Genomic DNA, 22962 nt, shown 5'->3' with positions numbered 1-22962 from the left:
GTACTAATTATTAGCCAAAAAAAAGACCGCCTAGGCGATCTTTTATAGTATTACTGTGTCAAAAAGCTCAAATCTTCTTCAGGGCGAGTGGTAAACACTTCACAGCCATTGTCAGTGACGACCATCGTGTGCTCCCATTGAGCAGACAGCTTACGGTCTTTGGTAATTGCCGTCCATTCATCTGGCAAAATTTTGGTCTGCCATGTGCCTTGGTTAATCATTGGCTCAATGGTAAACGTCATACCAGTCTTTAGCTCAAAACCCGTGCCTTTTTTACCATAATGCATGACTTGTGGCTCGTGGTGAAACTCGTTACTAATACCGTGACCACAGAATTCGCGGACGATACTAAAGCGCTCAGGTTCGACCACTGCTTGAATCGCAGCACCGACATCACCCAAACGCGCACCGTTCTTAACCACGCTCATACCAGCATATAGCGCGTCTTGTGCCACTTTGCAAATACGCTGCGCCATGATAGAACCATCGCCAATGATCCACATTTTTGAGGTATCGCCATAATAGCCGTCTTTGATAACGGTGACATCGATATTGATGATATCACCATCTTTTAGCAGCTTGTTTTCAGTTGGGATACCATGACAAACAACATGGTTGACTGACGTACAAATAGATTTTGGAAAGCCATTGTAGTTGAGTGGTGCAGGAATGGCCTGTTGTACATTTACGATATAGTCATGAGCGATTTGGTTTAATGCTTCGGTACTGATGCCCACTTTGACGTGCTCATCAAGCATCACAAGGAGATCACTGGCAAGTTTACCCGCTACGCGCATTTTTTCTATGGCTTCTGGGGATTGAATAAGGGATTTTTTAGTCATCATCATCTATCTTATAGTTATGGAATAAATGTTAGCAATTATAGCATAAATTCAGTACTGACTGTTTTTAGAGCAGCGCTGGCTGGCTTATCCTTATATCTGCTACTTTTGCAAAAATTTTCAATATCTACATGGGGTGTTTTTATATTCATAATTATGACTATAAAGTCACTAAAATATTGAATATATTCAATGATGAAAGTATGCTAACTATAGTGACTAAATGGATTAGCGCTGGTTTTTAGAGCTTTTGTGCGGCAGGCAACAAGTAAGCTCATACATAAAAACGACCAACCTTTAATGATAACAAGGATGTTGTTATGATTCTCAAAGCATATTTCTCTAAGTCCGTATCAGCAAAAATTTTACCAACGCTCGGCGTGCTCAGCACAGGCGTTCTTTTAATGACCATGCAAACGACTTCTGCACAAGCAGCAGGCCAATATTATAACTGTGCCAATGCCAACGGTTGCAAGCTGGTTGACAGCCAATATCTCACGTCTAGTTATACCAAAACTCAGTATCCAGTCGTTATGGCTCATGGGCTTGGCGGTTTTACGACGCTATTTGGGGTTATTGATTACTTCAATGGCATTCCTGGAGAGTTGATAAAAGGTGGCTCAAAGGTATATACGACCAAAACGTCTGCCGTCAATAATAGTGAGGTTCGCGGTGAGCAGCTGCTACAACAAGTCAAAACCATCACGGCCATTTCAGGCGAGTCCAAGGTCAATTTATTTGGGCATAGCCAAGGTGGTATAGACATCCGTTACGTTGCAGGTGTTGCGCCAAAATATGTGGCCTCCGTCACGGCGGTTTCAAGCCCAGAGCAGGGGTCAAAAACGGCAGACTTTATCAAAAATACCCTTGAGCCAAACAACAATACAGGAACGCCGTCAAATGTCACCACGCAGTTAGTATCAGGCGTGTTCAACTTGATTGGCGGTTTTACAAATATCGGTTCAGGTATTAGTGTTAAACAGATACAAGCGCAAGATGGCTATAAAGCGCTCATCGCTTTATCGACTGATGGCGCGGCTAACTTTAATGCCAAGTTCCCAGCAGCGATGCCAACCTCTTATTGTGGTCAGCCGACCAGTACTGCCGTCAATGGCATCAAATACTACTCATTTAGTGGTGTGGGGCAAATAACGAGCGCACTTGATCCTAGTGATTATCTACTAGCGGCAACGGCTGTACCATTTGCAGGTGAGTCTAATGATGGATTGGTATCTGCCTGCTCAAGTCGGCTTGGTTATGTGGTTCGCGACAATTATAGAATGAATCACTTAGATTCAGCCGATCAAGTGTTAGGTTTGACCGCATGGGGCGAGTCTGAGCCCAAATCCATTTATCGTACTCAGGTTAATCGTCTGAAAAACGCCAATCTATAGGTTGGTTTATGAACTAAGATGGCTCATTTATGTCAAATAATCACCGTCCAGCCTATGTATTACTCGCCATCATTGCTGTGGTTATCATAGTGACTGCGGCGGTTATTATGTGGTTCAAACCTAGCGACCGAGGCACGAGTTTATCTCAAGGCACATCTATCACGCTCGGTAATGAGTCTGATGGCTCAGTGCTGTCCACATTGACTAGCTTTTATAAAGGCAATGAAACCTCTGATCCCCAAAATAATACAATATTTGCAACAGGTCTGGAGGATTTGCCGCAATCGCTAAAAGGCACCGCTGTCGATGGTGAAATTATCATTGATGAAAACAAGCAATTGGTGGTCACCGAAGGCTTACGGCGCTTGTTTGATTACTTCTTATCGGCGCTTGGCGAAGAAGATGAAGCCGTCATCTATGCTCGTGTCGAGAGCTACATCCGCAGTCACACGCCAGAGCCTGCCGCCAGTCAAGCGATCACTATTTTTAATCAGTACATTGCTTATCTAAAAGCCATTCCTGAGATAGAAAAACGCTATGGCAACTTACAACTGCAAGCAACCCAAAGTGGCGAGCTGGACTTGAGCGTTGTTGCTCAGCAAAAGCAAGATGTGGCTAAGCTACGTCAACAATATTTTTCAAAAGAAACCATTAACGCATTCTTTGGTGCAGAAGAGGAGTATGACAATTATAGTGTTGAGATGATCAGAATTAATCAAAACAGCCAGTTGTCTGATACTCAAAAAGAAAGTGCAAAGCAGGATTATATTAGCCGGATGCCAAACAGTTCAACCAAAGCCAATATAGAGCAACAAGCCAATCTAAATGAATTAATAAGTCGTACAGAACAGATGAAAGCAAAAGGCGCAACGACTGAGGAATTATATAAGATGCGACGTGAGTTGGTAGGCGCGCCCGCAGCTGCACGGCTAGCACAAGTCGATCAAGAAGACGCTAACTTTGACCAACGTTTTAATCAGTACCAAACACAAAAACAGCAACTTTTAAGTCAAAATCCAGATAATACCCAAGCACAAACCCAACTTGATCAAATGGAGCAACAGCTGTTTGATGAGAGTGAGCGCAAGCGTTTAGCAGGTTATGCGGCGCTGCAACAAGAAAAAGCCGCCAATCCCAACTGAGTGCGTCAACGATCTATAAAGTATGCTGTAAGAATCGAGAAAAAGGGTTAGCAGCTAATGCTTTGCCTAGCAAGACCTAGTAGCAAAAAAGCTATAGAGTGGAACAAATATCAGGACAATGATACACCCAATCTATAAAGACGGTTAAGCATTAGATGGGCATAATAGCGGCATTGTTTAGGTACCTGAATAAAACAATCAATGAATTATAATAAAAGATGCTATCCAGAATAAACGATATCGCTATTTTTTATTCTGAATAAAATTACTACAGGGTTTTATATGAAAAACATGACTAAAATGATGATGGCTGCAACTCTTGCGGTAGGTACATTGGCGGCTGGTTGCCAGACCACTCCTAGCGTGACAGCACCAATGACTCAACCAATTACTTCTGAGGCGCTACAAGCGTATCACTGGCAGCTTGTCGATGCCAAACGTACAAATGGCGATAAAGTCAGTCAGCTATTCATCAACCCAGCCAAGCCGTTGACCTTAAACTTCTTTAAAGACAATGGCAGCGACCGTGTTACTTTTATGAATACCTGTAATAACATGGGCGCGCAATACAGTGTGGTGAACGGCAATGTACAAATTAGCAATGGTATCAGCACTTTGATGGCATGTCCTGAGCCGCAAGCGAGTTTTGATACCGCCACATTAGCCACGGTACAAGGTAAATATAGCATGAGTAAAAACGCGAGTAACACGCCTATCTTGACCATCAAAAATGACAGTCAAATTGCGCACTTCAAAGCCGTTGCTAAATAATTGGATCATTACAGACAATTGATTTAAGCACGATAATTTTTTAGCGTAAGATTTGATTCTCACGATGCCTCACGATTATGTGGGGCATTTTTTTGTGTAAAAAAAAGCTTAATATACGCTACACTTAATACTTGTCCACCATATAAAAATTACGATGGAACTATGCTAATGCTGAAAGGATTAAACCATATTACGATAGTTGTCAGTGATTTGGATCGCTCACTACATTCTTATACTCATATTCTAGGTTTTACTGCCCATGTAAAATGGCAGGGTGGTGCATATTTGACCCTTGGTGAGTTATGGTTCTGCTTATCATGCGATATACCATGTGCAAAACGGGATTATACGCATATTGCATTTGATATAGTCGCCAATGATTTTGAAGAGTTTGTTACTAAGTTAAGAAGTTTTAATGTAACCGAGTGGAAAGATAATAGCAGTGAAGGGCAGTCTTGCTATATTTTAGACCCAGATGAGAACAAGCTAGAGATCCATGTGGGAGATATACAATCAAGGCTTAAAATCTTAAAGCTACAACCTTATAAAGGGTTAGTATGGTTATAAACGGTAAAGCATTACTTTAAGTAAAACAAAAACCATTTAACCCTCTATCTAAATTAGAGACACGCCCTAGATAAGATCTTCTAAACTCGTAACTATCTCATAACGCATTTATCAAAGCTCTATTGGACTTTATCTCATGCTAAAAACTCTTGCGCGTAAACCAACTATAAACATAAGAAGTAGCGCGATTGCTACCATCATTGCTTCTCTCAGTGTATTAACCGGTTGTCAGACGTTACCAAACATGACGGCTGCCAATACTACGATAACGTCTGCCACGAGCAATCCGCTAACGGCTCGAATGTCAGCTATAGATCGTCAAGGATATATTGCGTACGTGGAGGAACAAGGACTAGGCGCTGCTAAGATGTCGACACTTTATACTATCCGCCCAGATGGCAGCGACCGCCAATTGATTGATCAGTTAAATGGTTATATTTATGCGCCTGCATGGTCAGCGGATGGTCAAATGCTCGCTTATAGTAAACAAGCGCCGCGCCAACATCCAAAGATTTATATTTATAATCGGGGCAATAGCACGCGCAATCTGATAGTAAATGCTGAGGGCAGTAATCTGTCAGCGTCATTTTCACCCGATGGACAAAAATTGCTCTATAGCTCAACGGTTGGCGGTAATGCGGATATTTATGAGATGCGTCTGAGCGACGGTAGTACCAAACAGCTCACGACCTTGCCGAGTACGGAGGTGCAGCCAAGCTATGCAAGCGATGGCAAAAGCTTTGTCTATACCAGCGATAAAGTCCGCGCGGGTCGACCAAGTATCTATCGTTATAGCTTTGTCACGGGTAATGCCGTACTTCTATCGACAGGCAGTTATGCGGCCAGTCCTCAACTTAGCTTGGACGGTCAGCGTATGGCATATCTTAATGGTCGTAAAGCGGCGGTTATGACGCTTGCCAACGGTCAGGTGCTCAATTTAGCAGAGACGGGGCTTGATGAGCCAGCACGTCTGTCACCCTCAGGACAATATGCGATCTATCCAACGCGCACCTCACGAGTGGATGGACAAAGCGGCGGTAGCTTGGTCATTCACTCTTTATTTGGCAACACCAGTTACGCGATTAGTGGTCAGGCTGGCGGGTCAGTTCGCTCACCCGTTTGGGGACGTTAATAGTAAAACCTATATATTATGGAATGGAATGTATATATAATCATAAATAAAGAAACATAAGTTTATTATCTTGCCTGGATTTTAGAGGGTATATAAGGCGTGTCTTCAATTCAAACGATACTATTTAAATCAAACGATACTATTTAAATAAGCTATCTAAATGAGCTAAAAATGGCTAAATTTTGCCAAACATCGTCAAATAGCTAACTAATATCCCGATATTATTTGCGCTATTTTCCTCGTTTGACGGCAATTTATCTCATTTTTATGACCATTTTTGAAATGAAGACACGCCCTAGTCATATGTTAAATTTACCAAATTAGATAACCGAGTCATAAAGATACTGGCCCTAGGAATCAAAACAAGGCGCGTACCATGCAAGAATCTTTTTTAGTATTCATCACTAAAATCAGCTTATACCCGACGATTGTATTCACCGGGCTTGTGATGTTCGTCACCTTATATTGGGTGGTGTCTTTACTGGGTATGGCAGATATGGATACGGTAGAGCTTGGGGAGTCAGGAGGGGACGTTTCTGACTTATCCTCAACAGGATTTTTTACAGGTCTCATGCTCAAGTTTGGACTTTATGGCGTGCCTTTAATTATGATCCTCAGTTTGGTGAGCTTAATTGGTTGGTTATTGAGCTACTTGTATACCAGTTTTTTGCATCAGTATTTTGACTCTGGCATTTTGTATTATCTATTTGGCACAGGCGCACTCATTTTTGTCTTAGTAATCTCCCTATGGCTAACAGGTATTATCATTTCACCCATCCGCAAAAACATCGCCAACATCCCTAGACGCAATGCCTCTAGCAACATTGGTAAAATCGCCGTCGTGCGCACATTGAGCGTGACAAACAAACATGGCGAAGCGGTGCTGAATGATGGCGGCGCAGGATTGATACTCAAAATTCGATCAGATAAAGACGACAATTTACTAAAACAAGGCGACAAAGTGCTGTTGGTAGCGTATCTAGATGAAGCCAATACCTACCGCGTGACGCCTGTCAAAGACCAATAATACGTCCTAATAAGGTGATCATCATAGTTTTTTATAATTGCTTTTAGCACAAATTAGCAGCGATTCAATAAGAAAAAGAAAAATAATCGACTGGCAAAAAATATCAACGGTTCTAAATTTGGTTATAGTTGGTTCAATATCATTCAGAGACAAGGCAGGTGAGCGAGAGCACGACAAATAGTAGCCTTGGCGAGTCTGACACCGTGTCTGATTTATATAGAATTGACTATAGAATGTTTTCATTAAAGGAATGAATATGGACATACTCATTATCGTCGGCGTGGTTGTGGTGCTGGCGTTTGTTTTCATTATGGCAGCACTTTTGATGCTCAAAGCCTTTTATATTAAGGTGGATCAGGGCACAGCACTTATTATTAACGGCGTCAATAAAATCGCTGTACGCTTTGATGGTGGCTTTGTTTGGCCAGTCATCAACAAAAAAGAGCTCATGAGAATCTCGCTGCTCACGCTAGAGGTGGACAGACGCGGTAAAGAAGGACTGATTTGTGCCGATAATATGCGTGCTGATATCACGGTCGCATTTTATTTGCGTGTCAATGAGACCGAAGAAGACGTCCTTAAGGTGGCTAAGTCTCTTGGCGCTGAGAGAGCTTCAGACAAAGTCGCGGTCAACGAATTATTTAATGCAAAATTCTCAGAAGCACTAAAGACAGTCGGTAAACAGATTGATTTTGTCAAATTATTTGAAAACCGTAGCCAGTTCCGTGACAGTATCGTTCAAGAAATTGGTAACGATCTGAACGGTTATATCTTAGAAGATGTGGCGATTGACTACTTAGAGCAAACGCCAAAGACCTCATTAGATTCAAGTAATATCTTAGATGCTGAAGGTATCAAAAAGATTACTCAGCTCACCGCGTTTCAAAACGTCATTACCAATGAGCTTGAGCGTGACGAAGAGCTGGCCGTTAAAAAGAAAAACGTAGAAACCGTTGAAGCGATGCTCGAGCTAGAGCGTCAGCAAGCCGATGCCGAAGCCAAACAGCAGCGTGAAATCTCATCTGTGATTGCCCGTGAGACCGCTGAAACGCGTAAGATTGAAGAAGAAGAGCGCAAAAAGTCTGAAACCGCCGTTATTTCGGTTGAGCAAGATTTGGCGATTCAGCGTGAAAACCAGCAACGTGAAGTTGAGGTAGCAGGGCAAAATCGTCTGCGTGCTGTCGTCATTGAAGAAGAAAAAGTAACGCGTGCTCGTGATTTAGAAATCGTCTCTCGTGAGCGTGAAGTTGACTTACAACGTATCGAAGCGGAACGCGCGATTGAGCTTGAGAAAAAAGAAATCGCGAATGTAATTCGTGACCGTATCGCGGTAGACAAAACCGTGGCGCAAGAAGAAGAGCGCATCAAAGAAGTCCGCGAAATAAGTGAAGCTGAGCGTTCTAAACAAACGCGCGTACTCGCTGCCGAAGCCGATGCTGAAGAAATCAAAGTACGTCAGGTGAAAAAAGCAGAAGCAGAAGAGCTGTCTGCTAAGCATAAAGCCGTCGAAATCACGACGCTTGCCAATGCCAATCTTGAAGCTGCTGCCAAAAATTCAGAAGCAAAAATCAAAATGGCGGAAGGCATCAAAGCAGAAGAGTCTGCGCATGGCTTTGCTGAAGCTGCGATCCAAGAAGCCAAAGCAACGTCTTTAGAAAAAGAAGGCATCGCCAAAGCCAATATTATCAGAGCGACTGGACAAGCGGAAGCACAATCACAGCGCGAAAAAGGCATGGCTGATGCTGAGGTTATCGCGGCTCGTGGTGAGTCCAATGCCAAAGCAGAGCGCGATATCGGACTGGCAGATGCCGAAATTATCGCAGCTCGCGGTCAATCAAATGCCAAAGCAGAACGTGAAGTTGGTTTGGCAAAAGCCGAAGTTACCCGCGCTCATTTCCAAGCCGAAGCAGATGGTTTGGTCGAGAAATTCAATGCGATGGGTAGTATGAGTAAAGAGGCACGCGAACACGAAGAGTTCCGCATGGGTCTTGAAACCGCACTGCAAGAAGCCTTGGCATCGATTGACGCAGGTAAAGAGATTGCTAAAGAAAACGCCGAAGTATTGGCAGTGGCGCTACAAAAAGCCAAAATCGATATCGTTGGCGGTGAAGCGCACTTCTTTGATAACTTTGCCAAGTCGTTATCTATCGGTAAAGCCATTGATGGCCTAGCAGGTAAGTCAGACACGCTAAGCGGTATCATCAATACCATGATGGCTAATAAAGTGATGAAAACGAACAATCAAAACGATGATAAACCTGCTTAATATGATGTTTTTAACTCATGGTTTTAACTCGTAATTTTAACTTATGGTTTCAATTCGTGGTTATGACTTATAGTTTTGACTTATAGTTTTGACTCATAGTTTTGACTCATAGTTTTGACTCATAGTTTTGAATAATGATTTTAATATAAATAAGTTCTCTGCTACTTAGGTGGCAGACGACTTTGGCCAACTCAAACTAAATACTTAAACTGAGTGATAGTTAATAGCTGTTAATGCACATTAATACTTACCATTAACCACGAGTTGGCTAATCTAAAAGAATCAGCAGTTAGTATTCGTTTTTTTAGATTAGCCCAGCGCTTATTTCATTCAAAAAACTCCTAAACTTTATCTTATTTTCCTTATTGCCTAAAAATAAAAATGGACAAGCAACGATGGCGGACACGCAAAAATCAACCGATTCGCATAGCAAAAACACTCAAAACCAAGCTGCCCAAACGGATCAGGCGGTTGCCTCAGGCAATTCTTATGAGCTTATTAAAAAACGTCTCACTGAGCAAGGCAGTCGCTTAGAGCAACAAACTGCCAAGCTCAATCACGCGCGTTTGCAAGAGTTCGGTAGCACTCAGATGCAAGTCATTGCCCGCACACGGATTCGTACCGAATACAACTGTGTGGCGCAGGACATGGTGCAGGTCGGTGATTATCTGCTATTTGGCTACAATGTCTTTATGGGACTCAAGCGGGCCAGCAGCATTAAAGATGTGTTGTCGCTATATCGATTGATTGAGCCAACGGACAAAGAGGTTGATAGAGAAAATGATGTTGATATAGATAGTAATGAGAGCGCTGACCAAGAATACAAACTTGAAGAAGTAGATCTAAAAGGAACTTTTTTAGATCAAGAGTCGTTTGTCCAAGATTTCAATGAGTTGTATCGATATTACAAACAAACACGCCTGATTCAACTGACGGTCAAAGACAGCAAATTGTTATTGGCTTTTCAGATTGGCGAGCGTATCACCGATATTCGTGTTTTTCGTTTCGCCTTAGATTTTAGCCAAGGCACGCCAGAGTCTGCGCAAGTCGCCTACGTAGACAATCGAGGCGAGCGCGATATCGAGTTGCCGCCTGCTTATGATTTTGACTGGATTGACACCACCCGCGATCAGATGATCAATGGCAAATACCCGCATATGAATATCTTGGATACGATATTTGTCGAAACGGTCGGTGGCGATTTGACCATTAAAATTGAGGATAATACGCAATCAGGGCAGGGTATCTATAGCGAGCCTGTCAATGATCGCACTCAGTCGCTGACCGATGCTGAGATTGCTTATGCCAAAGTTGGCAGCTTAATATTATTAAAGATATTGCCGTATCGTGAGGACAGTTATCGTTATTTCGTTTTTAACACTTTGACCGAAGCGGTACTACGTTTGGATGCGATTGGTCAATCGTGCGTGCAGCTACCAGAAGATCACGGCATTATTTTTCCGGGCGGTTATTACTTACAGACGGGCGAATATAAGCTATTTGATGCCAATAATGTTGGTGCAAAAGACTTAAAGTTTAAACGTAAAATTGTATCGCCCAATGGCGAAGATGTTCTGTTTTTATTCTATGATGTCGCTTTAGGCATCACGGGGTTATTTCCTTATAACTTGATCAAAAAACAATTGGCAAACCCCATTTATTGTAATGGGATGGCGCTGGCTGAAAATGGCCGTTTGGTGCTGTTTAGCGATCAAACTGAGCCGTCACGGATTCATCCGATGCAGATATGGCATACGCCTTATGCCTCGCCTGAGTATGTCAGTGAGTTGCCTGAAAGCACCAGTTTTTATGGCAAGATAGGCAACAAAGAATTGGTACGCGGTATCTCCGACCTTTATAGCATCACGCGCTTAATTGACAACCAAGGCGTGTCACAAAAGCTGTATGAAGAGCTGTCAGACAATACCAGCCGCCTCTTTGATAATTATTATTGGCTGTCCGAACCTGAGCTGAACGAAGTCGCTGGTAGCATTAAAGAAGTCACGGTCACGGCTGAATTGGTCATTGATGAGTTTGCCAAAGTACAAAGTATTCAAAAGCAAACCCAAACGGCTTTGAGTGATGCGGAGACTCAGCAAAGTGAGATATTACGACAGATACAAACCACCACTTTTGAGTCTGCCAGTGATTATGTGGATCAGCTATCGGCGATTAGACGTCAAAAAGGTCGTTTGGTAAGCCTAGAGGATTTGCGTTATTTAGATAGCGATAAACTACAAACGCTCCAGACACAACTCGAAGCAGCAGAAGGCGAGCTTGCCGAAAAAACCGTATTGTTTTTAAGCGGAGATGAGGCGTTATCTAGCTACGAAGGTATTTTGACAGACGTTAGTGAACGCTTAAATACGGCTGAAACCAATGCCGAACTAAAACCTGTGTTAGATAAAATAGATGAAACGACGCAAGGGTTGGATCTACTGACCGAGCTGCTTGGTACGCTAGAGGTGGCTGATGCGACGGTACGAACGCAAATTATCGATGACATATCGACTATTTATGCCAGTCTCAATCAAAGCAAAGCCAAGCTCAATCATAAACGTAAAAATCTAGGTTCTGCCGAAGCGGTGGCGCAATTTGGCGCACAGTTCAAACTATTTGGTCAGTCAATTGCCAATGCCTTATCGATTGCCAATACGCCCGAAAAATCAGATGAACAAATGGCGAAATTGCTCGTGCAGTTAGAGGAATTAGAAAGCCAGTTTGCCGATCCTGAGACCAGTAGTGGCGATCAGTTTTTAGCAGATATCATCAGCAAGCGTGAAGAGATTTATGAGACCTTTGAAAATCATAAACAACAACTGCTCGATACCCGTAACCGTAAAGCACAAAATTTAGGTGACGGTGCGCTGCGGATGCTTGAAAGCATCAAAAAACGAACTCAAAGTACCGGCGTTACTGGTTTTAAAGAAGAAGATGCGTTAAATACTTATTTCGCTGCCGATGGGTTGGTACAAAAAGTACGTAACATCGCCAAAGATCTGCAAGCGATGGGCTTTAGCGTAAAAGCAGATGACATAGACGCGCGCCTAAAAGCCATTCAGATCGAAAGCTATAAAAGTCTAAAAGACAAGTCTGACTTGTTTGAAGATGGCGGTCAGATCATTAAGCTGGGCAAGCATCGTTTTTCGGTCAATACTCAGCCATTGGATTTAACGTTGCTGAGTCGCCAGCAATCAGATGGCACGCGCATTCTCAATTTGCATCTAACAGGCACCGACTATTATGAAGTGCTTAACAACACCGAGCTGAATGCGCTGCGTCCGTATTGGGACATGAATATCGCCTCCGAGTCCGATGCCGTTTACCGTGCGGAATACCTGACGTATAGCATCATTGAGAGTGCCAAAAACGCTCAAGATGGCTTGACCGAAGCGCGGTTATATCAAGCGTACGATGAAACGGTGATTACTTTGGATATCAATGGCGATATTGATAATGACAGCCCGCTGGCTAGACTGGTCAAAGCATACGCCACACCTCGTTATCAGCTCGGTTATGACAAAGGTATTCATGACCACGATGCCACGCTGTTATTGATGCAGATATTACCGACATTACGCGCGGCAGGTCTCTTGATTTATACTCCGCAAGTGCGCGCGCTGGCGCAATTATTCTATTGGCAGTTGAACCTCGTACAAGCGCTTGGATTGGCAAGTTTGCAGCAATTTGGTTATGACGCTTGGCTCAGTGAGTCAGTACTGACGCGTGTGGATAACTGGATGGATAGAGCGATTACCGCTGAGCAACTGCGCCGTACGCTGGGTAGTGACACGGCCAAAGCGTTGCTGGTTGAGGACATGACCCATGTGATGCACGGTTTTGTCACTGCTTATAATGGCGATAAATTTAGTGTAGAGGACAACTCAGATTCAGAAACAGATCAAGATCATAATGCTACCATCTTTAAACAAAGCCACGTCCAGCTTGCCAGTGAATACTTGGTAGGAGTGATGGGACAGTCAGCGCAACCAGAGGTCGGTTTATCCAAAGCGGTTCATTGGCAAACGAGTCAACAAGCTGAGCAGCTGTGTGAGCAATTGATCAAAACCTTGAATGACGCCTCAGGCAACCTGCAACCCACTGGCAGTTTTGGGCAACTACAATCTGCCATCGGCAAGCTTGGCTTTCAGCCAAAATCTGCCTATGAGCTATTGGGCACATGGTTCCATGCATTACTGGATAAAACTTATGGTAGTAGCGAAACCGTTAGCGGGCAAGTCGATAACACAGAAAATGCAGGCAATGCGCTCGATGCCGCACAGTTGGCTGAGCTAGAAGAAAAAGAAGTCTTGCGTAAACAGCAGTTGGAGAGTGGTCGTCATTATGTACCCGAAGCCATTGCGGTCCTACTGACCCAATTAAATGATGCGCAGCGCGAAGCCTTGGTGCAACGTCTGATCGATTCAGGCGCAAGCTTTGATAAAGGGGCGCTTAATAAAGGAAGCAATCAAGGCATAGGTGGTACACCATCTGCCTTATCGTTTTCATCAACTGCATCATTGACCAGTATCAATAACCCACTCAATCAAGTACAGAGCTTTGAGCGCAGTACGGGCAAGGTATCGCTCGAAATAAAAGTAAACAGCTTACTAGGTGAGCACAAGCGCATTCATCAGCAGACCTTGACCTTTGCTGTCGATGACTTTTTGAACCGTTTGCATCATCATGACACGCAGGTAATCCCCGCTTATAAGCGTTATCTCGCCATGCGCTCAGGTATCTTGAGTGATGCAAAAGAGTCATTGCGACTGGACGAGTTTATGCCGCGTCCACTGTCATCATTTGTGCGCAACCGTCTGATTAATGAGAGCTACTTACCATTAATTGGTGACAACCTCGCAAAGCAAATGGGCACGGTCGGTGAAGATAAGCGTACCGACTTGATGGGTATCTTGATGATGATATCGCCGCCAGGCTATGGTAAAACTACCTTGATGGAGTATGTTGCCAATCGTTTAGGGCTCATCTTTATGAAGATTAATTGCCCTTCGCTCGGTCATGATGTCACCTCTTTAGATCCCGAAAAAGCGCCCAATGCTACGGCAAGAGAAGAGCTTAATAAAATTAACTTAGCCTTTGAGATGGGCAATAATGTCATGCTTTATCTCGATGATATTCAACATACTCACGCCGAATTTTTGCAGAAATTCATCTCGCTCGGTGATGGTACGCGCCGTATCGATGGCGTTTGGCAAGGCAAGACCAAGACTTATGACATGCGCGGCAAAAAGTTTTGTGTCGTTATGGCAGGTAACCCTTATACCGAAAGTGGTGAAGCGTTTAAAGTGCCCGATATGCTCGCCAACCGTGCTGATATCTATAACCTAGGCGATATCATGAGCGGCATGGAAGAGATATTCGCACTCAGTTATATTGAGAACTCATTGACCTCTAATACGGTGCTAGCGCCACTTGCCAATCGCGATCTAGCGGATGTTCATCGCCTGATCAAAATGGCAAAGGTGGATAATGCCAACTTAGCGCAAGTACAAAGTAGCGAGCTGACCTATCCTTATAGCAGCTCGGAGATTAACGAGATTATCGCTATTTTGCGTCATATGTTCACGGTGCAAAAAGTCATTCTCGATGTCAATCAAGCCTACATTGCTTCCGCTTCGCAAGACGATAAATATCGCGTTGAGCCGATATTTAAGCTGCAAGGCAGTTACCGCAACATGAATAAAATGACCGAAAAACTCTCAGCAATCATGAATGAAAACGAGCTGAACCAGCTCATCGACGATCATTATTTGGGTGAGTCGCAGCTATTGACCCAAGGCGCAGAGAGTAACTTGCTTAAGCTTGGCGAGATGCGCGGGGTATTAACGCAAGAGGAAGTAGAGCGCTGGGTACAAATTAAAGCGGACTTTTTACGTAACAAAGCCATGGGCGGCGCGGACGGTGACACGGGTGCGCGCATCGTCGCGCAGCTGGTTGATTTGGCGAGTGGCTTTAATGCCATCAGTAGCCAGTTCGAAAAATACGTAACGCAAAATGATCCAGAGCAAATCGCCCGCTTACGAGAGGTCGCGCGCCAAGCCCAGTTAAAGACTCAGCTAGATGCGCAACTCGAATCGCAAAAAATCCTCGCCGATAGCTTTATTAATAATGCCAAAACTGTGAGTGACAGTATCGATAATGGCTTTGAAAAAAGCATGAATCAGCTGATACAAGTCTATAAGCACGATCACAATGCTGAAAAGGCGGAAGGCGAGTACCTCAAACAAAACCAAAACATGCAAAAAGAGCTGATGGTGCAGCTGGTCAATGCCGTTGAGCAATTGGCGCAAAAAATGGCCGATAGCTTGTCTCATAGCCTAGCGGAGAGCTTGCATAAGGGTAATGAGAACCAACCAGCAGATAGCGACACGCCGGATATTCATCAGCAAACGGCACTCATGGCAAATGCGCTCAAGCAAGCCTTGGAGCCGTTGACGATGCGTATGGATGAGAAGCTAGCGATTGATACCAGTACTGATCAATCGGGTAAGCTGATCGTCAATAGCCTGAATCGATTGAATAAAATCTTTGATGACTATGAATAGCAATTATAAGGAGTAGTAACTATTGCTCATAAGTAATTATGAGGGTTAGCAACTATGAGAATAAGTACTTACAAGAATTAGTATTTACGAGCAATAATGATAATGAGCATTTATAATTAATAGGCTATACCGACAAGTTATTGATGTATAGTCGTGGCAGTTGCTTCGATTATATTAAACAAACCAATGAGAAATGTATGGCGCACAAAAAAAAGAACGTTCGAAAAAAACTCTGCCCTGTCTGCGAGCGTGAGTTTAGTTGGACTAAAAAGCTGGATAAAAACTGGGAGAGCATGGTTTATTGCTCAGACCAATGTCGCCGTGTGAAAAAATATGAAGGATTGGATCATCAAAAAGAAGATAAATAGGTGTCGATAATCAGTTAGAGATATACGAAAAAAGGAAGCAGACAATGGCACATAAAAAAGTAAATTTACCGCAAAAAACCTGCCCTGTCTGCCAGCGCCCGTTTACGTGGCGCAAGAAATGGGAGAAGGACTGGGATCAGGTGATTTATTGTTCAGAGAAGTGTCGGCGTAACAAAGATGGCAGTGGTGATAAGCAGGCGTGAGACGGGCTAATTGGCAGTAAGGCGAATTTCGATAATAATATTGAGTTCGAAATAAACTTTGACGGTTAAATAACCAACACGCGCTGAACTAATGATAGCTGCTAGCTGTGCTCATAAATTCTGCAATTGCTTGATCAACCAACGATGTATCTCACTGTCATTGGTGCGAGGGTGCCAAGCCGCTATTACCTTAAATGTCGGCGGTAAGGCTTCTACCTCTACTTCTTTCACTTTACTCGTTGGCAATAACCGCGAAGGATAAAATGCCAGCATATCGGTGGTATGCAGGATATCTGGTACAGCAGAAAAGCTAGGTACAGACATGACGATATTGCGTTGAAGGCCTTTTTCTGCAAACCATTGATCGTGAGAGCCACGTAGATTAGCACGCGAAGGTGAGACCACTAGCTGAGGATGAGCTGCGATTTGTGCCAATGTTAACGGCTGTTTTGTAAATTCATTATCGCAACCTGTAATGCATAAATGCTGCTCTTCAAATAAAGTAACGTATACCAAATTGTCCGGAATAAACTCTGGAAAGGTAATCAATAAATCAAGTTCCCCTGCCGTAATCAGCTGATTGATATTGTCGGAGGCAAAGTCGCGGACGATGAGTTTTAAACCAGGGGCTTCGCGTCTCGTTATATTGAATAGCTGTGGTAGCAAGGCTTGGGTGGCATAATCAGTCGCACTAATTGTAAAGACGCCTTTATAGGTTTGCGGCGTAAACAAATCAGGCTCTAACAGCGCATCCAACTGTTTTAATATATCGCTAATGGGCTGCTGCATCAATAGCGCTTTTGGGGTTGCTATCATGCTATTGCCTTGACGAATAAACAAACGATCATCAAATAAATCGCGTAGCTTACGTAATTGCTCACTAATCGCTTGTTGCGTCAGTCCCATCTTTCGCGCCACTTGTGAGAGGTTGTTCAAATCAAGTAAAGCGCTAAGCACTCTTAGCTGTTTGATATCGAGCCTGTTGATACCATTCATAATTGTCTCTTATACAAAAAAAGGTTGTTTCAAATTGTACCTATAAAACTCTATGCTGACCACTATTGCTTATGCCAATTATTAAGCATCAAAACAGGTTAAGCGATTTAAACCATCAGCCCATTAGTTTGCTTTAAAAGAGAGTTTTATGACACATCCTATCCCCAATACCAGTACGTTATTTTCTGCGGTAACGCTCGGCCCTTATACGCTCAAAAACCGTATCGTCATGCCACCATTGACAAGGTCTCGCAGCACTCAACCAGACAATATCCCCAACGAGTTGATGGCGAGTTACTATTCGCAGCGCGCTACGGCAGGCTTTATGGTGACCGAAGGCACTCAAATCGAACCAAGAGGGCAAGGTTACGCCTGGACGCCCGGCATACATTCACAAGCCCAAATTGAAGGCTGGAAAAAAGTCACGCAAGCCGTACACGACAAAGGCGGGATTATTTTTGCTCAGCTTTGGCACGTTGGTCGCGTATCGCACACCAGCTTACAGCCAAACGAAGCGCAGCCTATTGGCCCTTCTGCTATCACTGCTGACAACGTCAAAGTATTTGTCGAAACAGGTCCGGGCGAAGGTGCTCTAGCAGATCCAAGCGCGCCGCGTGCGCTTAGTACCACAGAGGTCGGTGATCTGGTAGACATGTATGCGCAAGCCGCACGCAATGCATTAGAAGCAGGCTTTGATGGTGTTGAGCTGCACTGTGCCAATGGTTATTTGGTCAATCAGTTCATCTCTGAGCACAGCAATACACGTAATGATCAATATGGTGGTTCGTTGACCAATCGTCTGCGCTTCCTAAAAGAGATCGTCGCTGCCGTCAGTGATGTCGTTGGTGCTGACCGTTTGGGTGTACGATTTGCCCCATTATTTGCGAGTACTAATGAAACGCGGGTGTATTTGGGATTGGTAGAGTCTGACCCTCATCACACGTATGTTGAAGCGGTAAAAATGCTCGAGCAAGCGGGTATTGCTTACTTGTCTATTGCCGAAGCCGATTGGGATAACGCGCCTGATTTACCTGAAGCGTTTTATAGGGCCATCAGAGCGGCGTTTTCAGGACTTATTATTTATGCGGGTAAATACACGGTGGAGAAGGCGGTTCATATCTTATCTAAAGGTTATGGCGATTTATTTGCTTTTGGTCGTCCTTTTATTGCTAATCCCGATTTACCTGAGCGCATAGCCAATAATTGGCCACTCAATGAGGCAGACCCCGCCACGATGTATGGCGGCACTGAGATTGGCTATAATGATTATCCCTATTATCAAAAATAGCTCGTAACAAAATAATTTATAACAATAAGGCCATTCGTGGCCTTATTTTTTTGGCATAAACATAAACTTAGTGCTTTATGTATTTGGCTATATTAAAGATAGACGATAATAGTTGTATCCTTTTTATTTAAGACAGCTTATGGCACAGCAGATTCAAACTAAGTAGCGCGTTATTAATTCAACTAAAGTTTGATTTATTATCTCAATTTACTAACCATATAATATATAATCATTTTTAAATTATTTTTTATCGATATCTTAAAAATGGGTTTCACGCCACATTAATATCAAATACATAAGGTTCTAGGGACAGAATGAAACGAATACAATTTAAAGGTAACGGTACGGAATATTTTAAAATATGGATTGTTAATGTTTTATTATGCATTGTCACCATAGGCATTTATTATCCTTGGGCAAAAGTACGTACGCGTCGCTATTTTTATGCCAATACTGAATATGCAGATCGATATTTTGATTACCATGCCACAGGTAAACAGCTATTTTTTGGTTATTTAATTGGTGTGCTGATATTGCTTGCCATGCAGATTATAGGTTCTATTTTGCCTTTCATTGGCATCATATTACCCATTATCTTATTCGCTTTTATTCCTTGGATAATTTGGCGTAGTCTGAAATTCAATATGCGCATGACCAGTTTTAGCAACGTGCGTTTTAGCTTCATGGGCAATCTAAAACCCGCCTATATTATTTATATGCTTATACCTGTATTGGGGTATGCAGCCGTTGCATTGCTTGCGTTTGGTAGCTTACTACCAATGTCAAATATCGATGAAGGTACTAATCCAGCGTTTGCTTTTCTCGTATTTGCCCTAGGGATAATAGCGGCAATAGCGCTAGGCATCTATATCACTGGACTCTTTACAAAAAAAGCAGCTGAATACCAAATTGGTCGGACAAAATTTGGTCAAGGTAATTTTTTGATCAATATTAATACCAAAAAGTTTATAAAAATTCAGCTCAAAAAAATACTCATTATTATCGGTGGTTTATTAATTCTCTCCGTCCTCTTTGGCTTAATAATCGCGTCTACTATGTCGGGCGGGTTTGATCTTAATAATATTTCCAGTGATGTTGAAAACGCCAATACCAATGCAAGTCCGTTACTTGTTGTCGGTTTTATCATTATATATTTTGGTTTTATTGCCACGTTCTTATTTGCGACCGCCTATTCATATAGCCGTCAACGCCAGTATTTGTTTGAAAGTACCACGCTAGATAAAGCCATTACTTTTAAGTCAACGGTTGGTGCTAAAGGATATTTTTATGTCTTGCTGACAAATATGCTACTGGTTCTATTTACTATTGGCTTAGCCATGCCGTGGGCGAAAGTCCGTGTGGCTCGTTATATCGCGGATAATTCTTGGGTAGCAGCTTCAGAGATAGATATCAATCACTATCTGACCCAAAAAGAGAAAGAGCAATCGGCTCTCGGTGAAGAGATTGGTGATGTCTTAGATATTGATGTTGGTATTGCGATTTAAGACCAAACTCAGTTGGTAGATACCTTATTTCAATCATCGCCTTGGTTAATTGAAGCGCCAATGACTAATTTGGCTCGTGGATACAGTGAGAACGTTAATGATAAATGTAGTATCAGGCAAATGGTATCCAAAAGACAGCTCGATCCAATATGCCGCTCAACTCACGGTAGATCAAACGAGATATGAGGTACAAATTGTATCTGATCATACTGCTGACGGTTTGGAAAGTCGTCAAAACCTAATAGGTCAGTGGTCGCAAGTCATGATCAGTGATCGTTTAGGACAGACTGAACGCAAGCTCACACTGGCTGATGGGTCACTATTTACGACGCAAAATAATGAGGCGATTGATACCCTCATCAATAGTAATAAAAATAGCGATACAGCCTCTCAGTGGCGCTTACGCTTACATCGTCATGAAACAAAATTGACCAGCGTCTTAACGATGTTGGTCATCACGGTTGCGGTTGTATTTGGTTTTATCAAATGGGGCCTACCTTGGACGAGCCAAGCTGTCGCTCATGCGCTACCTCAAAAGACAGGCGAGTTTATTGGTGATCAGTCGTTAGATTTTATGGATCGTTACTTCTTACAACCCACCCAAATAAGTGAGGCTAAACAACAGCAGATCACATCTCGATTTGAAACACGCCTCAAACCCTTTGGTGGTGATGACAGCATTCAGTATCAGCTACACTTTCGGGATATGAAGATAGGGGGAGAGAGTCAACCAAACGCTTTTGCATTGCCCTCAGGTGATATTATTTTGACGGATAAGTTTGTAGCGTTGAGCCAAAATGATGATGAGATAGATGCAGTGCTGTTACATGAAATGGGTCATGTCGTGGAGCGTCATAGCTTAGAGATGCTCACCCAAAACTCATTAACCACTATGATGGTGATATTGGTATTGGGTAATCCGGACGGTATCAGTGAGCTTGCTACAGGCTTGGGTACTGCACTAGTATCAAATCACTATTCGCGTGAGTACGAAACCGAAGCAGATGAGTTTGCATTTAAAAAAATGCTTAAGATTGGTATTGACCCACAAGCCTTTGTAAATATCTTAAATCGGATGGAAAATTACTCGACGACCGCTATAAATACAGAAGATAGCAATGACGCCGAAAATCAGCAAGAAGAAACTAGAGCCAATGATGAAGCAGTTGAGGACGACAAAATATCCGACTTCTTATCCACGCATCCTAGTACCCAGTTGCGGATTAAAATGGCAGAAAAATATAGCAAATGCTTTGCGCAAAAACTAACGGTTTGTGAGTAAAAAAAGTAAACTTAACGCAAAAAACCTGTCCCGTCTGCCAGCGTCCGTTTACGTGGCGCAAGAAGTAGGAAAAGGATTGGGAGCAGGTGATTTATTGTTTTGAGCGGTATCGGCGGGGTAAAAGTAAAGATAATTGAAACTACGTTTTCTCACTACCAAAAGTGCTCTTCAACGGCTTAATTGCACAAATATCGTTAAAGAGTTTTTGTATTTTCTTTTTAGTTGCAGGTGTTTCTAGACCTATTCCATTAAATAGTACACATGCTGATAGTATGGCCTTATAGGCTAATTCAAATCTATCAAAACCTAAACTATGCCCATAGGACTTATGTAGACCTTGTGAGCCATGCACTAAATTGGATCTCTCGTCATATATAATTTTAGAATACCGATCCCACTTATTAAATTCACCGTGGAATCTACTTATCATACTTGATGCTCGTTTGCTGAAATTTTCTGATACCTTGCCATTATCCTCTTTTGGATCTGTAACTATGCGTTCCATAGCCGTAACTAGTTTAATAGTTTGAGCACTTTCATTGATATCCCTTGACGCTTCACCGAACCAATAAAATGCATCAATTAAACGATCGGCGAATACTTCCTTATCTTTTGGACAAAGAGCATGAGCGATTAATCCTTTGATGGTATCTCCTAACTCTGTTTTCAGGTAGTCACTGAAGAATTTCCAAAAATCAGTCAAGTCTTCTCCAAATGAATGTGAGCCACCAATTCGATAGCGATTATTATCATACGCAAGGTAAAGTGTAGTTTGGTTTTTAATTGGATTGTGCATAGTGTTTAATTGGCTAGCTTTCACGTTGTACAAGTAGGTAAAAACTTTGATAACACCATAAACAAAATCAGCTATATTAAACGCTCTTTTTTTACTCATTTTGTCTGAAGAATTTAAGACTGTCAGGCAAAGTAGTTTGTCGTAGCTATTTGGGTTGTTATGTTTTATATACAGGTCATAATAGGTATTTTCTTTAACCTGATTAAGTATAGAGTCTTTTGCGATAATCTTCACATCACCTATGGTTATTTCATCTTTAAAATTTGGGATAAGTGCATTGAATGGAAGATAATAAGTCGTATCTTTTAATTTTCTTCGAGCTCTTCTATCAGCTTTAGATAATATTGAGGCATATCCAGCCTTATCAAAATCGCCAGAACTTTTAATATGAATATAAATAGAATCTCTAATATCATATACATACTCATCAACAGTTATCTTGTGGAATAGCTTTTTAGACTGTAAATCTCTAATAGCAATATCTCTAAGTCTAACCCAAGATTTTGATGAAATTGAAAAGGCTCGTTGATTTGGATTTATATTTTTGACATCTTTAGGTGCATCTATAATAGCTGTAATCAAGTGGGCATCGTTATCAAAGTCCTTTTTATAGAGGTCATTTGATTCTTCACGCAATTTGGATAGTCTCATTGCTTCACTAAATATAAAATTAAAATCTTCTACATTCTTTTCAGATGTACTCATAAGAACCTCATTACAAGATAAAGCAGGATGAATTCTGAGCTATGCTGAAGAAACCGTAGAGATAAACTTGGTAAACTAAGCATATTCACAGGAGTTTACCATGACCAAGAAA

Annotated in this window: 16 protein-coding genes and 1 pseudogene; 14 read left to right on the top strand and 3 right to left on the bottom strand. The window is 42.4% G+C overall.

Features of this window, described 5'->3' with window-relative positions; translation table 11 throughout:
* Positions 1-50: 50 nt before the first annotated feature.
* Positions 51-842, bottom strand: coding sequence for a type I methionyl aminopeptidase (map, locus tag JMX48_RS12030; protein WP_413786369.1), 792 nt, complete (start codon positions 840-842; stop codon positions 51-53).
* 320 nt (positions 843-1162) lie between these two features.
* Between map and JMX48_RS12025 the strand changes: the two genes are divergently transcribed.
* The 10 genes from JMX48_RS12025 (at position 1163) to JMX48_RS11980 (ending at position 16278) form a co-directional block, all read left to right on the top strand.
* Positions 1163-2236: an esterase/lipase family protein gene (locus JMX48_RS12025; RefSeq protein WP_201538114.1), complete on the top strand. Its 1074-nt coding sequence runs from the start codon at positions 1163-1165 to the stop codon at positions 2234-2236.
* A gap of 29 nt (positions 2237-2265) precedes the next feature.
* Complete coding sequence (locus JMX48_RS12020) at positions 2266-3378, top strand: lipase secretion chaperone (protein WP_201538112.1); 1113 nt, start codon at positions 2266-2268, stop codon at positions 3376-3378.
* A gap of 282 nt (positions 3379-3660) precedes the next feature.
* Positions 3661-4149: an META domain-containing protein gene (locus JMX48_RS12015; RefSeq protein WP_201538110.1), complete on the top strand. Its 489-nt coding sequence runs from the start codon at positions 3661-3663 to the stop codon at positions 4147-4149.
* Positions 4150-4317: 168 nt separating this feature from the next.
* On the top strand, positions 4318-4716 hold the full coding sequence (fos, locus tag JMX48_RS12010; RefSeq protein ID WP_201538156.1) for a fosfomycin resistance glutathione transferase: 399 nt from the start codon (positions 4318-4320) through the stop codon (positions 4714-4716).
* Positions 4717-4852: 136 nt separating this feature from the next.
* A complete protein-coding gene (locus JMX48_RS12005; RefSeq protein WP_201538108.1) occupies positions 4853-5848 on the top strand; it encodes a PD40 domain-containing protein in 996 nt (331 codons plus the stop codon).
* 376 nt (positions 5849-6224) lie between these two features.
* Entirely contained in the window at positions 6225-6875 is a 651-nt protein-coding gene (locus JMX48_RS12000) for an OB-fold-containig protein (RefSeq protein WP_201538106.1), read from the top strand.
* Positions 6876-7131: 256 nt separating this feature from the next.
* Positions 7132-9141: a flotillin family protein gene (locus tag JMX48_RS11995; RefSeq protein ID WP_201538104.1), complete on the top strand. Its 2010-nt coding sequence runs from the start codon at positions 7132-7134 to the stop codon at positions 9139-9141.
* Positions 9142-9536: 395 nt separating this feature from the next.
* Entirely contained in the window at positions 9537-15707 is a 6171-nt protein-coding gene (locus tag JMX48_RS11990) for a DNA repair ATPase (protein WP_201538102.1), read from the top strand.
* Between the two features lie 197 nt (positions 15708-15904).
* Entirely contained in the window at positions 15905-16075 is a 171-nt protein-coding gene (locus tag JMX48_RS11985) for a DUF2256 domain-containing protein (RefSeq protein ID WP_010196547.1), read from the top strand.
* A gap of 44 nt (positions 16076-16119) precedes the next feature.
* On the top strand, positions 16120-16278 hold the full coding sequence (locus tag JMX48_RS11980; protein WP_201538100.1) for a DUF2256 domain-containing protein: 159 nt from the start codon (positions 16120-16122) through the stop codon (positions 16276-16278).
* A gap of 111 nt (positions 16279-16389) precedes the next feature.
* Here JMX48_RS11980 and JMX48_RS11975 read toward each other — a convergent pair whose 3' ends face one another.
* On the bottom strand, positions 16390-17274 hold the full coding sequence (locus JMX48_RS11975) for a LysR family transcriptional regulator (RefSeq protein ID WP_201538099.1): 885 nt from the start codon (positions 17272-17274) through the stop codon (positions 16390-16392).
* A 148-nt stretch (positions 17275-17422) separates the two neighbouring features.
* Between JMX48_RS11975 and JMX48_RS11970 the strand changes: the two genes are divergently transcribed.
* The 4 genes and pseudogenes from JMX48_RS11970 to JMX48_RS14180 form a co-directional block, all read left to right on the top strand.
* Positions 17423-18562, top strand: coding sequence for an alkene reductase (locus JMX48_RS11970; RefSeq protein WP_201538097.1), 1140 nt, complete (start codon positions 17423-17425; stop codon positions 18560-18562).
* A gap of 314 nt (positions 18563-18876) precedes the next feature.
* Complete coding sequence (locus tag JMX48_RS11965; protein WP_201538095.1) at positions 18877-20067, top strand: YjgN family protein; 1191 nt, start codon at positions 18877-18879, stop codon at positions 20065-20067.
* Positions 20068-20164: 97 nt separating this feature from the next.
* A complete protein-coding gene (locus tag JMX48_RS14185) occupies positions 20165-21349 on the top strand; it encodes a M48 family metallopeptidase (protein WP_201538093.1) in 1185 nt (394 codons plus the stop codon).
* A 5-nt stretch (positions 21350-21354) separates the two neighbouring features.
* Positions 21355-21417: pseudogene (locus JMX48_RS14180) on the top strand (DUF2256 domain-containing protein); the annotation flags it as partial.
* Between the two features lie 71 nt (positions 21418-21488).
* Here JMX48_RS14180 and JMX48_RS11950 read toward each other — a convergent pair.
* Positions 21489-22850, bottom strand: a complete 1362-nt coding sequence (locus JMX48_RS11950; protein WP_201538091.1) for a HEPN domain-containing protein — start codon at positions 22848-22850, stop codon at positions 21489-21491.
* Positions 22851-22962 lie beyond the last annotated feature (112 nt).

This window comes from Psychrobacter immobilis, assembly GCF_904846225.1.
Lineage (GTDB): Bacteria > Pseudomonadota > Gammaproteobacteria > Pseudomonadales > Moraxellaceae > Psychrobacter > Psychrobacter immobilis_F.
Note: the sequence above shows the minus strand (reverse complement) of the source record. Positions and strands in the feature narration are given on the sequence as shown.